Here is a 13,192-nt window from a genome sequence, read left to right as displayed (position 1 = left end):
GCACTTTCCAGGTGAAGAAGCGTATCGGGTCGTACCCGCGTGTCCGCGCTGAGGGCGGCGGTCGCGGGGTGGTCTCGCAGGCCGGAGCCGTACTGCTGGTGGAGACGGTCCGCAAGTCCGGTCTGGATCAGGCGATATCGACGGCACTGGCGCCGTGGCGGAAGTCCCGCGCGGTGCACGATCCCGGCAAGACGGTGCTGGATCTCGCGCTCGCGGTCGCGGTCGGCGGCGACTGCCTCGCCGATGTCGCCATGTTGCGGGCCGAGCCCGGCGTGTTCGGGCCGGTGGCCTCAGATCCGACGGTCTCCCGGCTCATCGACACCCTCGCCGCCAGCGGGAACCGCGCTCTGACCGCGATCCGCCAGGCCCGCGCTCACGTCCGCGAACACGTCTGGCAACTGGCCGGCGACGCGGCGCCGGACGCCGACGGGCAGGTGACCGTGGACCTGGACGGAGTCCTGGTGATCTCCCACTCCGACAAGCAGGACGCGGCCGCCACCTGGAAGAAGACCTTCGGGCACCACCCGCTGATGGGGTTCGTCGACCACGGCACAGGTGGGTCCGGAGAGCCGGTGGCTGCTGTGCTGCGGCCCGGAAACGCAGGCAGCAACACCGCCGCCGACCACATCGCCACCACCCAACTGGCTCTGGCCCAGCTGCCGAAGACCTACCGGCGAGGCCGACGGACTCTGATTCGCGCCGATTCCGGAGGCGGCACCCACGAGTTCGTCGCCTGGCTCGCCCAGCGCGGCAGGTGGCTGTCGTACTCGGTCGGCATGACCATCACCGACGCCATCCACCAGGCCGTCCTGAAGGTTCCTCCCTCCGCCTGGACGCCGGCCGTCGAGACCGGCGGCGACATCCGTGACGGCGCCTGGGTCGCCGAGATCGCCGGTGACGTGCTGAACGGCTGGCCGAAGGGGATGCGGTTGATCGTCCGCAAGGAACGGCCGCACCCCGGCGCCCAGTTGCGGATCACCGACGCCGACGGCCTGCGGCTCACCTGCTTCGCCACCAACACGGCGGACGCCCCGATCGCCGCACTCGAACTGCGGCACCGCCAGCGGGCACGCGCCGAGGACCGCATCCGGGCAGCCCGCGCCACCGGCCTGCGTAACCTGCCCCTGCACGACACCGCGCAGAACCAGATCTGGCTGGAGATCGTCCAGATCGCCCTCGATCTCCTCGCATGGATGCCCATGCTCGCTCTGACTGGCGAAATCCGCAGGTGGGAGCCCCGGCGTCTCCGGATCCGTCTCTTCTCCGCCGCCGCCCAGATCGTCACCACCGCCCGCCGCCGGTACCTGAGGTTCACACGCCATTGGCCTTGGACCGACGTGATCACCGACGCCCTGGCACGACTTGACGCTCTCCCGAACCCTGGCTGACCAGCACGTTCCCGTCCCTGCGAGCAGCAGCACCCCGACCGGAGCCGTGGAACCCGGCGCCCACCCGACGCGACAGTCGGGCCATCAGCCTGACCACCACCAGCTCGAACAACCGAAACGGCCCGCCGAAGAAACCGACGGACCGTCACGAAAGATCGAGGTTAATGCGGCCCTTCCAGGCCGAACTCCTGACGGGCCAGCGGTAGGCGCCGGACAGGCTGCAAAGTGGGGCCAAAGGTCCCTGGCCCCACTGGAGTAGAAACATGCACCCTCGATACTTCGGTACTTGTCTTCTTGCGGTTTCAGAGGCGGCTATGAAGAGCGATCCTGTTGGTATCTCCACCTCCCGGATGATCGAATTGAGCCGGGAGGAATCCCTGGCGCTGCTGGCCGGTGTTCCCATGGGACGCGTCGGTTTCACCAGTCAGGCTCTGCCGGTGATCCGTCCGGTCAACCATCTCGTCGACGGCGACACGATCGTCATCCGCACTCACACCGGATCGGCGCTGATGCATCACACGTCCCTCGACGAGGTCATGGTCTACGAGGCCGACCACCTAGATCCTCTGACCCAGACGGGGTGGAGTGTGATGGTTACCGGCCGAGCCCGCCTGATCACCGAGCCGCTGCAGGCCGACCGGTATCGCGATCTACTCATCGCCTGGATCGACCGGGACCTGGATGAGATCATTGGTATCCAAACAGAGCTCGTCACCGGCTACCGCCTCAACCGCTGACCAGCCCTTCGGGCGCCCGCCGCGCGACAGGTGGCAAATATGGGCATCGAGATCGAGCTGTCCGACTTCCTTCGCGCCCGCTGGGGCGAGGAAGAACACGACAGCATGCTCTTCCATGAATTCACCTGCCCCGTCCCCAATCTGGGCGCCCCAACGTGTTCCTGTCCCTGTCCCGCCAAAATTCGCGAACGGATCGCTACTCAGCAGCGCATCCTGGCCCGGTGCGAGCAGCGCATCCGGCACGAGCAGGAAGAGGGTGTGTGCTGGCCACTGGAATCGGCCATCGCCTTCCAGACTATGAAAGCTCTCGCGTTGCCCTTCGAACTGCATCCTGCCTGGCAGGACAGCTGGTATCCCTGACCCCGCACTGATCGGAAGAGCGGCTGCGGAGAGCGCGTCCTTGACCGTGAAGCGGGTTGTGGCTGAGCGCCACAGTTGGCCACCCTGAGCATTGCGGTCGGCCACAGGCAGGAATCGTCTCCCACGACCGACTGAGCAGGCAATGCCCGTCAGGACAGCAGAGGACGGTACCCCTAGGCTGGCATGTGACGATCCGTACAGATCGCCCCTTGCGGCTCCTTCGGCCGATCACCAGACAGGGGTGAGAAATATGTTCAAACGCGACCCCGACAAAGCAGCCGCCCGCGCAGTCGCACGCGAGGCGCACCAGGCTGAGAAGGCAGCCTTGAAGGTGTGGCGGGACGCTCATCCTGCCGAGAAGGAACTGAATCAGGCGGCCTTTCTGCGTCTCTGGCCGTGCTCCCGTTACGGCATCACGAACCTGGGCCCGGTGCAAGGCGGCAGCGCCGAGTTCTTCAACGCAGGCGCGCACAAGGCATGGACCGCTACGCGACTCGCCGCTGGCGCCGTCACCATGGGCATGTCCGCGGCTGCCACGGGCCGGAAGAACAAGGGTGCAGCGGCGATCAACATCACATTCGGGAACGGATCCGTTCAGTCGTTCACCGTGAAGCCGGATAGCACATCGTTGAATGCAGCGAACAGGTATGTGGCCGCCTTCAATGTGCTCGCCGCACAGTTGGCGGCCGAAGGAAGCCAGAGCACCGACGCGGCCAACTGAGGCGCTTAGCTGCTCGGTTTCAGTAGTTGTGCCGGGCACGACTTGTCCCAAGAATCAAACACGCGCTCTAATTCAGTATGGCCAACCGCAGGGTCGACTACCTCACCGGCACCCAGGAGCGCATCCTCCGCTGCATCCGCGAAGCGATCACCGAGCGCGGTGAAGCGCCCACCGTGAAGGAGCTCGGCGAGCGGCTCGGCATGCGCAGCACGGCCACAGTGCACTGGCACCTGGCACGCATCGAAGCCCTCGGATACATCACTCGCCAGCCCCGCACCCCACGCGGGATCCGGCTCACATGACCTGCCCGCCCGCGGACCGCTTCCACCTCACACTCGCCGCCGCCGGCAATCCGGTCGCGCACGGCTGGTGGCCGCGCGAGGCGACTGTCCGCGGCAAGTTCACGTCGTGGGTCGGCAGCTGGGGCAAGACCGGGGCGCGCATCACCCTCGTCGACGAGCAGGACGGCACCGTACTCGCGAGCTGGTCGCACAACGCGTAACCAGGCCGCCGGGTCCGGCGTGCGTGGGCCCCTGCCGTATCCCGCCCGGCAGGGGCCCATCGCTGCTACTCCGTCGTGCCGCGTCCCTCGGCTGGCGGGCGGTCCTTGCCCGAGCCCTTGTAGCCGCGCAGCAGGTCCTGCACTGTACTCGGCTTGATGCCCAGACGCCTCGCGATCCCGCGGACTGACTCGCCCTCGGCCTGCATTCGGTGGGCCAGCTCGCCTCGCTCGGCGTTCCATCGGGCGCTGCGCTCCCGGGTCTGCGCTGTGATCTGAGCCTGGGCGCGCGATCGCGCCTCTGGGTCGGCGATGCGTTCCACCTCGTCAAGGGCGTCGAACACGCGCTGAACCTCCTCGTCTGCCATGCCCGCACCTTCCGTCCGGCGGGCTCATTTCCCCGAGGGCGTATGGTGACCGCACGACATGGGGTATGGTCACCATACAGTTCGGGGTGAACACCCGCGCTGTTCACAACAAAACCCCCGGCCCGGCGCTGGCACGCCTTATGGGCCGGGGGTGCCCACCTTCAAATCCACGAAGAGGCAGGCATGCCCGACCTTACGACCACGCCCCCTGGGCGGCCCACCCCGCCGCTCCCCGAACCCTCGTACGCCCGCGTCGTCGTCGAGCGGATCGCCGACCAGCTCGAGCAACCCGGCGACCACGCGCGCCTCCTGCAGGACGCCGGCCTCCGCCGCGCGTTCAACACGGCCGCCGCCGAGCAGCTGCACGCGCTGCCCACGGCCGTGGCCGGCGACACCGCCGACAAGGTCGCCGCGCTCCTGCCGGACCGCGGCGCGGCCACGACGCACGGCCAGTACGCCCGGCGGCTCCGCGAGCTCGCGAGGGCCGTGTGATGGCGCGCCGCATCAGCACTCGCATCCCGAACCAGGTAGCCGGCATGCCCAGCACGCCCGAGGCATGCGCGAGCGACCTGCGGACGAAGCAGGAACGCACCGCCGCGGCCGGCGCCGCGCGCGACCAGTTCGCGTTCACCGGTATCGCCGCCCGCGGCCACGACACCCGCGCCGCCGACGACCCCGACGACTGACCCCCGTCCGCCCGGCCCCGCCCATGCGCGGGGCCGCAGCACTCGCCCCGCCCGCAGACCCGTCACACCGGGAGTCACACCGTGACCACACCGCCCGCCGTCGGTAAGACCGCCTCCGTCAAGGTCGACCAGCAGCTGTACGACGACCTCGAGACGATGCTCGCCACGGGTATGAACGTGTCCGACGCCGTACGCTCCGCGCTGCACATCGTCGCTGGGACCTACCGCAAGGTGTGGGACGCCGGCGCTGTCCCGCAGGACCAGCGCCCGACGATCGAACGGTTCTGGATCACACGGTGTGACCCTGGTCAGTGGCCCGCACGCGGCACCGCCCAGATGACCGTGCCTACCGCCTACCGCCCCCGTCCGATCACCGATCAGACCGGTGCGACGGCCAGTCCCACACCACGTACCACCGCCGCGGAAGCCGGTCCCACACCACGTCCGACGAGCCTGCCCCCGTCGTACCGCACGCCCTCCATCGGTACGACCGGCCGCCCTCCCGCACGCACACCGGTACGACCGGAGGCGCCATGGCCGACCCCGCAGTGATCGCGCGACCGCAACTCGCCCCCACCCCCGGCGGCGACGAGCTGCGCGTCCGCGCCCGCCTCCGCGCCCTCAATGCCCGCCCCTTCGGCCACCAGGAACCCGCCATGCCCACGCCTGAGAAACGGCCCGTGACGCCGACCCGGATCATCCCCGCCGGTACGTCGCTGCCCGCGCGGCTGGCCGAGCCCGATGAGGCGCCGCCTATGGACACGCCACCTCCGCCGCCCCCGGCCGAGGCGCCACCGCCGCCCGCGCCCGTCGAGGTCCGGCACGTCCACGAGGTCGTCCTCCTCGCACCCGAGCCCGAGCCGGATGCCGCCCCGTGGCGGGGCCGCCTGTGGGACCGGCTCATCACCTGGCGCATGGTCGTGGCCGTCCTCGCCGCCCTGCTGCCCTGGGCCGGAGGCACTAGCCCGGTCGGCGCCTGGTCCACCACCCTCCACCAGGCCCGCACCGAGGCCGGTATCGGCGCCGCCTACGTCATCGCTGGCGTCGCCATCGCCGCGGCCTGGTACCTCGACCGGCACACCAAGCGCCTGGTGCCGCGCTTCCTCCTCGTCACCGTCCTCGTCGGCGCACTCGGCGTCCTCGACTGGTTCGACCCGATCACGCTGTTCACCGGAGTTCACCGATGACCACCACCCTTACCCTCGGCGGCCTCCTCGCCGCCCTGATCATCCTCACCGCGAACCTGCACCCCTGGTGGACCGGGAACCGCGAGATCAAGCAGCTCGCCTCGTTCGGGAAGGGCTTCGCCGCAGCAGCCTGCGCCGCGGCCTGCCCCGGCGGCATCCTCGGCTGGGCACACACCCACTCTGGCACCGTCGCCAACGCCACCGGCGGCCGCGCCAGCGCCGCGGCCGCCGGCACCAGCTCGGCCGCCAGCCTGACCAGCGGCCAGCTCGTCGGCCTCGGCGCGACCGGCGCCGTCATCGCCGTCCTGGTCGTGTTCCTCGTCGGCCTCTCCTACAAGGGCGCCGGCCGCAAGGACAAGCGCCGCATCCTCGGCGGCGCGTTCGTCGGCTCCGTCCTGCTGCTCACCGCGGGCGTGGCCGGCGCCCTGGTCTGGCTGCCCGGCGCCCTCAACGCAGCAGGCAACGGCGTGGTCTCCGCCGTGCAGGGAGCGGGGATCCTGTGAGCCGCCACCGCCGCGCTGCCGACCGCCTCGCCACCGGCTCCGCCGCCGTCCTGCGCCGCCTCATCGCCAGCGTGCAGGGGTGGATCGCCCGCGGCCGCCGCGAGGACCTCGACGGCTGGCGCGCCGCCCTCGGCTGCTGGCTCCGCATCGCCCTGCTCGGCCTCGGCCTCTACGTGCTCTGGCGCCTGATCCGCGCCGTACCCAACGTGCTGTGGCTCCTGAGCGTCGCCTGGTTGGCCGCGTCCTGGCGGGCGGGCAGGGCCGCCCTCGAGGACCGGCACGCTCCCGCCGGGCAGCCCTCGCGGGAGGCCTCCGCCGAGGCCGTGCGTCGCCTCCTGCTCGAGGTGATGGGGGACGCCTCCGCCGTGCCCCTGCGGACCGTCCTCGCGTACCTGCAGCAGCAGGGTCAGTGGGAGGGTCGGACGGTGGGGGACCTGCGCGCCCGTATCGAGGCCCTCGGCATCCCCGTCCACCCCAAGGTCAAGGCCCCCGGCGGCGGCCCCACGCGGGGCGTCCGCAAGACCGACCTCACCCCCGATCAGGCTCCGGCCGAGGAGACGTCTACCGAGCCGTCTACCGCCGCCTGACCTGCACGTCTACCACCGCGTCTACCCAGATCTACCCCGGTGTCTACCGGGCCATCTACCCCGGAGCGGGCCGCCCCGACTGCCAAGAAGAGCGCGGCCCGCCCCGGTTCTCCCACCCCATCGAAGAGACAGGAGAGCGCCATCATGGCACTCGGATTCAAGCAGCCCATCGACCCGGACGACGAGCGGCTGCAGGGCCACGAGACGACCTACCAGGCCTCGCGCGGCGGGCACTTCCCCGTCGAAGACAAGCCCGTCCCCGGCACCCCCCAGAACAGCGATGAGGACTGAGAGAATCACCTCATGAGCGAGCGTGTGAACGTCAAGGTGCTGCTGCTGTTCGGGGACCAGGCCGAGATCGTCGCCGACGTCCCGCCGGAGGAGCGGGCGGAGCCGGCGCGGTACCCGGCCCTCGAGATCGCCGAGGCGGTCGGTGTGCCCGTCGGCGAGCTCGCGGGCCTCCGGCTCACGGCCGCCGTCGGGGACGACGACCGGCTCTCGGACTGGCAGCGCGCCTGATCGCTGAGCGCCCGGCCCCGGCCCGTACAGGACCGGGGCCTTTCACCACCCCAAGGTGTTGCAATACTAGAAGTGAGTGCTGTAAAGTTAGACGTGTCAGGGCGGGGGTGAGAGCCCGCACCTGGCAGCCAGTTGAAAACTCCAGAGAGGAAAGCCAATGGCTGACCGTGACGACGAGATCATGAGGGCACTCGCCCACTCGATCGCCGTCTCGTACTCGCTCCTGATCGAGGTGTGTCAGGCACTCCCGGTGCCCGTCACCATCCCGACCGATCGGCACATCCCCGCGACCGACGCGGTCCCCGCAATCCGGCGGGTGGCCAAGCTGGCCCAGGACCAGCCGATGGGCGAGACCCAGATGGTGCAGCTGTACACCGGCTGCATCCACATCCTGGCGGCCATCGACCTCTACGTGCTCTGCGCCGCGAGGTACGAGGAGACCAGGGCCGAAGGGGTCGCCGTCAACCTGCTCCGCAGTGACAGCGAACTTGAGCCCCTCCTGCTCTGGCTCCTGGCCAACGCTGGCTGATCCACCCCACGCCCCCCGGTACCCAGCCGGGGGGCGCGCTCGTTCCACCCCTGAGGAGTGTTGCAAAACTAGAAGTGTGCGCTGTAAAGTTAGAGATGTCAGGGCGGGGGGTGAGAGCCCCGGACCTGACAGCCAGTTGAAAAATCCAGAGAGGAGAAGCCATGGCAGACCATGGCGACAAGGAGCGGTTCACCCTGCTGGGGGAGACCGTCATGGGGATGCTGGAGTACCTGCGGGAACTCCTCCTCAACCTCCCCATCCCGGTCGACATCCCCGACTTCCTCGGGGAGGACGGACCCAACCACGACGCGGTCATGGCGCTCGACAGGGCGCGTGACCTCATCGATGACGAGCCCGTCTCCGAGGACCGCAAGACCGCCTACGGACACCTCATCCTCGAATGGTTCACCGCCTACGAGATGCTCGTCCTACGGCGGATCGCCGGACCCGCTCCCTGGCGGCTCGACGCGGCACAGTTCGCAATCGCCCGGTTCACGATCATCGCCGAGATGATCGAGAACGGCGCAATCGACGAACACGACGAGTCGTAGCCGCACCCGCCCGCCCCGCGCAACCAGCCCAGGGCGGGCACTCCTCCCGGAATTCTCAACACCCAGCCCCGCCCGCTCTCACACAACAAGAAGGGGCCGACGCAGTCCCCGGTCACCCGGGGGTGAGAGAGCGTCGGCCCCACCAGTTGAAAACTCCGCAAAGGAGATCCACCACCCATGCTAGACCCGGCCCGCCTGATCACCCCCGAGATCGCCGACGCGTACAGCGTGAGCCTCCACACCGTCACCAAGACCTGGTCCCAGCACCCACACTGGCCCGCCCCCACAGGCAAGCGCGGCCGGTACAAGGAATACGCCGCCCAGGACATCGCCGCGTTCGTCCGCGACCACATCGAGCGCCCCACCGTCGAGCTCGAGGCCCGCCGCCTCTACACCGCCCCCGAGCTCGAGGCCGCCGGAATCGGCATCACCGCCGGCACCATCCGCGCCGACCTCACCCGTGGCCGCTGGCCCCAACCCGACGCCACCGACGGCGGCACCAACCACTGGTACGGCGCCACCGCCACCAAGGCCCTCGAGGGACGCCGCAGCTACCACAAGACGCAGACGGGATGACCGATGAGCACACGCAGACCCTGGAACCGCCCAGAGTTCACTGAAGCCCCACCGGAGGACTTCGACTTCGCCAGCGCCACTGACGAGGAGATGCGCGCCTACTGCCTGCAGCGCACCCGCGCCTTCCTCGCCCGAGCCGAGACCCTGGACTCCGCGATCAACAGCAGCAGGCAGCTCGAGTTCGCCGCCCACTACGCCATGATCGCCCAAGCCTTCCGGCCCGGCCCCCTACCGGAGTGACCACTCACGCAGCGTCGTCCGGCGGCTGCTCCTCGAGCTTCCCGTGTGAGTCCAGCGACCACCGCACGCCGTTGTCGTCCGTGAAGAACAGCATGGGACGGTTGTTGTGCACGGTCGCCGGCGTCAACCTCTGGGACTCCATCCGGACGGCCCTGCCTGGGCCCAGGAGGAACACGGGCAAGGCCAGCCGGTCTCCGTGGGCTGATGCGCCACGCACGTAGTGGTCGTAATGCGGCCACTCCCACGCATCCGTTGCGGTGTAAGAGTCACCGAACCGCACCTGTAACTGATGCAGAGGCGCGTCGCTTCCGTTCTGCACCGTAACGTCCCACCGATCATGGTCACCGTTGAGGCCGCCATACCCGTCAGGGGATCCACCCGCCTTGCTCTGCTCCATCGCCACCTGCCGGGCCTGCGACCACTTCCGGTCTTCCGCCGCAGCCCGCAACTCAGCGCGCTCGAGCGCCATGGTGGCCGACTGCTCGCCGATGAAATGACGCTGCTCGGTGATCTGATCGCGCTGGCTCTTCAGCGTCCACAGCGTCGCCGCGGCCGCGACGGCGGCAAAGCACGACCCCACCCAGGTCGCCAGGTCTCCCGCGTCCACGTCCGCGCTCTCAGCCGTAGTACTGGTCGGTGTACGCCGGCCCACCCGGCTCGTCCTCACAGCCCTGATCCCGGTCCGGGCTCCCACCGTGACTGATCACGAACGCGTACCCCTGAGGCAACGAGCACCCCTTGTCCGTCCACGAGTTCGCCATCGCCGTCCACACGATCAGCAACAGCAGGACGGAAACGATCTTCACTGTGCGGCTCGGTCTCCAGCCGCTCCTGGCTTCACTGGTGCCTGACATGAGCGCGATTGTGACCCGCGCGCCCTGTGCGCCGTGCGCCGAGTGTCAAATCTGTGACCAAGCTGGACGTTGACCCTATTCCATAGAACGTGCGATCGATTCACTCTTGATCATGACTACCTGGACGCTTCACACCGGCGACTCGCTCGCCCTCCTCGCCACCCTCACTACGCCCGTAGACGCTGTGATCTGCGATCCGCCCTACAACAGCGGCGGCCGCACCAACGCAGCCCGACGCTCCGACACCGCCCGCGGCAAGTACGTCAGCGGCGACGCCCGCCACACCCTCCCCGACTTCGACGGCGACAACCGAGACCAACGCGGCTACACCTACTGGCTCAGCCTCGTCCTCGCCGACACCTACCGCCTCGCGCGCCCCGGCGCGAGCAGCCTCGTCTTCACCGACTGGGCCCAACTCCCCGCCACCTCCGACGCCCTGCAAGCAGCCGGCTGGACCTGGCGCGGCATCATCCCCTGGCACAAGCCCATCAGCAGACCCGTCAAAGACGGCTTCCGCCGCGAATGCGAGTACGTACTGTGGGGCAGCCGCGGCGACCCCTACCGGCACGCCCCGACGATCTACCTGCCCGGCTTCCTCTCCGGCAGCCAGCCACGCGGCGCCAAGCGCCAGCACATCACCCAGAAGCCACTCACCGTCATGCGCCACCTCGTACAGATCGCCCCACCGGGGGGACTGGTCCTGGACCCCTTCACCGGCTCCGGCACGACCGGCGAGGCCGCCCTCATCGAGAGCCGATCCTTCCTCGGCATCGAGCAGTCACCGACGATTGCAGAGACAGCCCGCGCCCGCCTCGCCGCAACGCACGCTGCGTAGTTGCACTCCGCACGATCATGTCGCATCCTGGCCTCACGTCCGGCGTGCCCGGACACAACCCCGCAGACACACGGAAGCCCCGGCGCCCCGAGCACCGGGGCTTCCACGCGTCCACGGCCCGGCCACGAGACGCCACGCAGAAGACAGGTGGTGCCCGTGCCCCGCAACATCCGCAACGGGCGCCCCTACCGCCGCCTCACCACCGCACAGCGCGCCCTCGGACTGCCCTGCTGGTGGTGCGGGGAAGACATCCGTTACGACATCACCGGCCTCGCCGCACAGCGCCACCGAGACGCCTTCACCCTCGACCACGCCATCCCACTGTCCAAGGGCGGCGACCTCCTCGACCCCGCCAACGCCCGCAGCGCGCACCGCCGCTGCAACAGCGCCCGCGGCAACCGCACGACCACCAGCCAGCCCCAACGCACCTCACGGAGGTGGTGACTTGACCGTCATCGTCGGCCTCGTCCACCGCAAGCGCGTCCACCTGGCCGGCGACTCGGCAGGCGTCAGCGGCTACCAACTCACCATCCGCCGCGACCCCAAGGTCTTCACCAACGGCCCCTACGTCTTCGGCTTCACCACCTCATTCCGCATGGGCCAGCTCCTCCACCACGCCTTCAACGCACCGCACCCCGAGGGCGACCTCGCCAAGTTCATGGCCACCAAGTTCATCGACGCCGTACGGACCTGCCTGAAGGCCGGCGGCTTCGCCCGCAAGGACTCCGAGCAGGAAGAGGCCGGCACCTTCCTCGTCGGCACCCACGGCCGCCTCTTCGCCGTCCACAGCGACTACCAAGTAGGCGAGCCTGCCGACCAGTACGCCGCCGTCGGCTGCGGTGACGAGTTCGCCCTCGGCGCCCTCCACGCCACCGCACACCTCAACCTCAAGCCACGCGAGCGCCTCACCGCCGCCCTCCGCGCAGCCGACCACCACAGCGCCGGCGTCGCCGGACCGTACGCCTACGCCAAGGAACCCCGCTGAGAGGAGCCGGTCACTTGGCCGACGCCCCCGCCACCGTGACCGTCGATCTCGCCGGCGACCTCACGGTCATCCGCCCCGGCGACACCATCATCGCCGCCTGCCCACCCGCACCACGCCGCAGCAACTCGAGCGCACTTCCAAGCAGCTGCGGCAGCACCTGCCCGGCATCAAGGTCCTCCTCGTCACCGGCGTCGACGGCATCGAGGTCTACCGCCCGGACACACAACCGCCCAGCACCAGGCAGGGACCACAGTGAGCTACGAAGACGACCGCGCCCAGCTCGAGCAGCGCGTCCGCCACGCCCTACGCACCCAGCCCCCGCGCATCCTCACCTCGCGCAACTCAGCGTGGATGCACCGCAGCGGCCTGTGCCGATGGATCGGCTACGCCCTGCATGAGCCGCGCGAGTTCGTCTACAGCGCGCCTCGGCGCATCGCCTGCCGCCTCTTCGGATGGCACAACCCCACCTGCGTGGGACGCCCCGCACCGCACCCGAGGAGGTGGTGACCGTGAGCTACATGGTGCCCGGCCGCCCAGCCGTCGGAGGATGCCCGTGCGGCTGCTGCCCCGGTGGACCCGGCTGTTGCAGCGTAGAACGGTGCAACCTCAATTGCCCGGCCCGCCAGCACGCGTCATCCCCGAGCCCTCAGACGACGGCGACCGAGCCACACCTCACCCTCTTCAGCAGCTGCCTGCTATCCAAGTGGGGCTTCAACGACGGCAACGACCCGGACGTCTGGCTCGACTACTGCGAGACCCACGGCATCGACTACAACGCCCTGGACTTCCCACTCGCAGCTCTGGTCCGCAAGCACCTGCTCCCTGCCCTCGAGCAGACCGTGACCGTCTGTGACATCGAGACCAGCCACAACCCCATCAGGGTCGAGGCCATCGACGGCAAGGACATCATCGACCTCTGGCACCAGTCGATGGCCGCGACCGACGGGCTACTCACGCCCGACCACGTCGACGTACCGATGGCCGACGTCCTGCGCCTGGCCCTCGACGAGGCATGCCTGGCCGAGCCACCGCCCTTGAGCCCGCCGCTGCCTTTGGCCTGACGAGCC

The 13,192-nt window shown here is 69.3% G+C and carries 26 protein-coding genes; 23 read left to right on the top strand and 3 right to left on the bottom strand.

What is annotated here, in order from left to right; translation table 11 throughout:
* Window positions 1-11: 11 nt before the first annotated feature.
* The 6 genes from ACJ9NR_RS05980 (at window position 12) to ACJ9NR_RS05955 (ending at window position 3,708) form a co-directional block, all read left to right on the top strand.
* Window positions 12-1,388 (top strand): IS1380 family transposase, encoded by a 1,377-nt coding sequence (locus ACJ9NR_RS05980; RefSeq protein WP_412487485.1) that lies wholly within the window; start codon window positions 12-14, stop codon window positions 1,386-1,388.
* A 314-nt stretch (window positions 1,389-1,702) separates the two neighbouring features.
* Entirely contained in the window at window positions 1,703-2,125 is a 423-nt protein-coding gene (locus ACJ9NR_RS05975; protein WP_412489365.1) for a pyridoxamine 5'-phosphate oxidase family protein, read from the top strand.
* A gap of 39 nt (window positions 2,126-2,164) precedes the next feature.
* Window positions 2,165-2,485 (top strand): DUF6221 family protein, encoded by a 321-nt coding sequence (locus tag ACJ9NR_RS05970; RefSeq protein ID WP_412489366.1) that lies wholly within the window; start codon window positions 2,165-2,167, stop codon window positions 2,483-2,485.
* A gap of 250 nt (window positions 2,486-2,735) precedes the next feature.
* On the top strand, window positions 2,736-3,206 hold the full coding sequence (locus tag ACJ9NR_RS05965; protein ID WP_412489367.1) for a hypothetical protein: 471 nt from the start codon (window positions 2,736-2,738) through the stop codon (window positions 3,204-3,206).
* Between the two features lie 77 nt (window positions 3,207-3,283).
* Complete coding sequence (locus ACJ9NR_RS05960) at window positions 3,284-3,508, top strand: LexA family protein (protein ID WP_412489368.1); 225 nt, start codon at window positions 3,284-3,286, stop codon at window positions 3,506-3,508.
* Window positions 3,505-3,708 carry a hypothetical protein gene (locus ACJ9NR_RS05955; protein ID WP_412489369.1) on the top strand — a complete coding sequence of 68 codons (204 nt, stop codon included), beginning with the start codon at window positions 3,505-3,507 and terminating at the stop codon, window positions 3,706-3,708. Before ACJ9NR_RS05960 ends, ACJ9NR_RS05955 begins: the two co-directional genes overlap by 4 nt.
* Before the next feature lie 65 nt (window positions 3,709-3,773).
* Here ACJ9NR_RS05955 and ACJ9NR_RS05950 read toward each other — a convergent pair whose 3' ends face one another.
* Window positions 3,774-4,073 (bottom strand): helix-turn-helix domain-containing protein, encoded by a 300-nt coding sequence (locus ACJ9NR_RS05950; protein WP_412489370.1) that lies wholly within the window; start codon window positions 4,071-4,073, stop codon window positions 3,774-3,776.
* A gap of 183 nt (window positions 4,074-4,256) precedes the next feature.
* Between ACJ9NR_RS05950 and ACJ9NR_RS05945 the strand changes: the two genes are divergently transcribed.
* The 12 genes from ACJ9NR_RS05945 to ACJ9NR_RS05890 all read left to right on the top strand — a co-directional run bounded on the left by ACJ9NR_RS05945 (window position 4,257) and on the right by ACJ9NR_RS05890 (window position 9,451).
* Window positions 4,257-4,565, top strand: coding sequence for a hypothetical protein (locus ACJ9NR_RS05945; protein ID WP_412489371.1), 309 nt, complete (start codon window positions 4,257-4,259; stop codon window positions 4,563-4,565).
* A 44-nt stretch (window positions 4,566-4,609) separates the two neighbouring features.
* Window positions 4,610-4,759: a hypothetical protein gene (locus tag ACJ9NR_RS05940; RefSeq protein WP_412489372.1), complete on the top strand. Its 150-nt coding sequence runs from the start codon at window positions 4,610-4,612 to the stop codon at window positions 4,757-4,759.
* A gap of 81 nt (window positions 4,760-4,840) precedes the next feature.
* Entirely contained in the window at window positions 4,841-5,311 is a 471-nt protein-coding gene (locus tag ACJ9NR_RS05935) for a hypothetical protein (protein ID WP_412489373.1), read from the top strand.
* Window positions 5,293-5,946: a hypothetical protein gene (locus tag ACJ9NR_RS05930; protein ID WP_412489374.1), complete on the top strand. Its 654-nt coding sequence runs from the start codon at window positions 5,293-5,295 to the stop codon at window positions 5,944-5,946. The genes ACJ9NR_RS05935 and ACJ9NR_RS05930 overlap by 19 nt, the downstream gene beginning before the upstream one ends.
* Window positions 5,943-6,449, top strand: coding sequence for a hypothetical protein (locus tag ACJ9NR_RS05925; protein ID WP_412489375.1), 507 nt, complete (start codon window positions 5,943-5,945; stop codon window positions 6,447-6,449). Before ACJ9NR_RS05930 ends, ACJ9NR_RS05925 begins: the two co-directional genes overlap by 4 nt.
* Window positions 6,446-7,036 (top strand): hypothetical protein, encoded by a 591-nt coding sequence (locus tag ACJ9NR_RS05920; RefSeq protein ID WP_412489376.1) that lies wholly within the window; start codon window positions 6,446-6,448, stop codon window positions 7,034-7,036. Before ACJ9NR_RS05925 ends, ACJ9NR_RS05920 begins: the two co-directional genes overlap by 4 nt.
* 144 nt (window positions 7,037-7,180) lie before the next feature.
* A complete protein-coding gene (locus ACJ9NR_RS05915) occupies window positions 7,181-7,327 on the top strand; it encodes a hypothetical protein (RefSeq protein WP_412489377.1) in 147 nt (48 codons plus the stop codon).
* Between the two features lie 12 nt (window positions 7,328-7,339).
* Window positions 7,340-7,555 carry a hypothetical protein gene (locus ACJ9NR_RS05910; RefSeq protein WP_412489378.1) on the top strand — a complete coding sequence of 72 codons (216 nt, stop codon included), beginning with the start codon at window positions 7,340-7,342 and terminating at the stop codon, window positions 7,553-7,555.
* Window positions 7,556-7,712: 157 nt separating this feature from the next.
* Window positions 7,713-8,084 (top strand): hypothetical protein, encoded by a 372-nt coding sequence (locus tag ACJ9NR_RS05905; RefSeq protein ID WP_412489379.1) that lies wholly within the window; start codon window positions 7,713-7,715, stop codon window positions 8,082-8,084.
* A gap of 161 nt (window positions 8,085-8,245) precedes the next feature.
* Window positions 8,246-8,635, top strand: a complete 390-nt coding sequence (locus ACJ9NR_RS05900) for a hypothetical protein (protein ID WP_412489380.1) — start codon at window positions 8,246-8,248, stop codon at window positions 8,633-8,635.
* A gap of 177 nt (window positions 8,636-8,812) precedes the next feature.
* Entirely contained in the window at window positions 8,813-9,211 is a 399-nt protein-coding gene (locus ACJ9NR_RS05895) for a hypothetical protein (protein ID WP_412489381.1), read from the top strand.
* Between the two features lie 3 nt (window positions 9,212-9,214).
* Window positions 9,215-9,451 (top strand): hypothetical protein, encoded by a 237-nt coding sequence (locus ACJ9NR_RS05890; RefSeq protein ID WP_412489382.1) that lies wholly within the window; start codon window positions 9,215-9,217, stop codon window positions 9,449-9,451.
* Between the two features lie 4 nt (window positions 9,452-9,455).
* Here ACJ9NR_RS05890 and ACJ9NR_RS05885 read toward each other — a convergent pair whose 3' ends face one another.
* Both ACJ9NR_RS05885 and ACJ9NR_RS05880 read right to left on the bottom strand, forming a co-directional pair.
* On the bottom strand, window positions 9,456-10,058 hold the full coding sequence (locus ACJ9NR_RS05885; RefSeq protein WP_412489383.1) for a hypothetical protein: 603 nt from the start codon (window positions 10,056-10,058) through the stop codon (window positions 9,456-9,458).
* A 10-nt stretch (window positions 10,059-10,068) separates the two neighbouring features.
* A complete protein-coding gene (locus tag ACJ9NR_RS05880) occupies window positions 10,069-10,305 on the bottom strand; it encodes a hypothetical protein (RefSeq protein ID WP_412489384.1) in 237 nt (78 codons plus the stop codon).
* Window positions 10,306-10,417: 112 nt separating this feature from the next.
* Here ACJ9NR_RS05880 and ACJ9NR_RS05875 point away from each other — a divergent pair, with 112 nt between their 5' ends.
* The 5 genes from ACJ9NR_RS05875 to ACJ9NR_RS05855 all read left to right on the top strand — a co-directional run bounded on the left by ACJ9NR_RS05875 (window position 10,418) and on the right by ACJ9NR_RS05855 (window position 13,186).
* Window positions 10,418-11,140: a DNA-methyltransferase gene (locus tag ACJ9NR_RS05875; RefSeq protein ID WP_412489385.1), complete on the top strand. Its 723-nt coding sequence runs from the start codon at window positions 10,418-10,420 to the stop codon at window positions 11,138-11,140.
* Between the two features lie 156 nt (window positions 11,141-11,296).
* The gene (locus ACJ9NR_RS05870) at window positions 11,297-11,584 is read left to right on the top strand and encodes an HNH endonuclease (protein ID WP_412489386.1); all 288 of its coding nucleotides are present in this window, start codon (window positions 11,297-11,299) and stop codon (window positions 11,582-11,584) included.
* Between the two features lies 1 nt (window position 11,585).
* Window positions 11,586-12,125, top strand: a complete 540-nt coding sequence (locus ACJ9NR_RS05865) for a hypothetical protein (protein WP_412489387.1) — start codon at window positions 11,586-11,588, stop codon at window positions 12,123-12,125.
* Between the two features lie 252 nt (window positions 12,126-12,377).
* Window positions 12,378-12,632 (top strand): hypothetical protein, encoded by a 255-nt coding sequence (locus ACJ9NR_RS05860; protein WP_412489388.1) that lies wholly within the window; start codon window positions 12,378-12,380, stop codon window positions 12,630-12,632.
* A 2-nt stretch (window positions 12,633-12,634) separates the two neighbouring features.
* Window positions 12,635-13,186, top strand: coding sequence for a hypothetical protein (locus ACJ9NR_RS05855; RefSeq protein WP_412489389.1), 552 nt, complete (start codon window positions 12,635-12,637; stop codon window positions 13,184-13,186).
* The last annotated feature ends 6 nt before the right edge of the window (window positions 13,187-13,192 follow it).

Origin of the sequence: Streptomyces sediminimaris, assembly GCF_047049295.1 — a bacterium.
GTDB classification, from domain to species: domain Bacteria; phylum Actinomycetota; class Actinomycetes; order Streptomycetales; family Streptomycetaceae; genus Streptomyces; species Streptomyces sediminimaris.
This window is presented reverse-complemented; position numbering and strand designations above follow the sequence as displayed.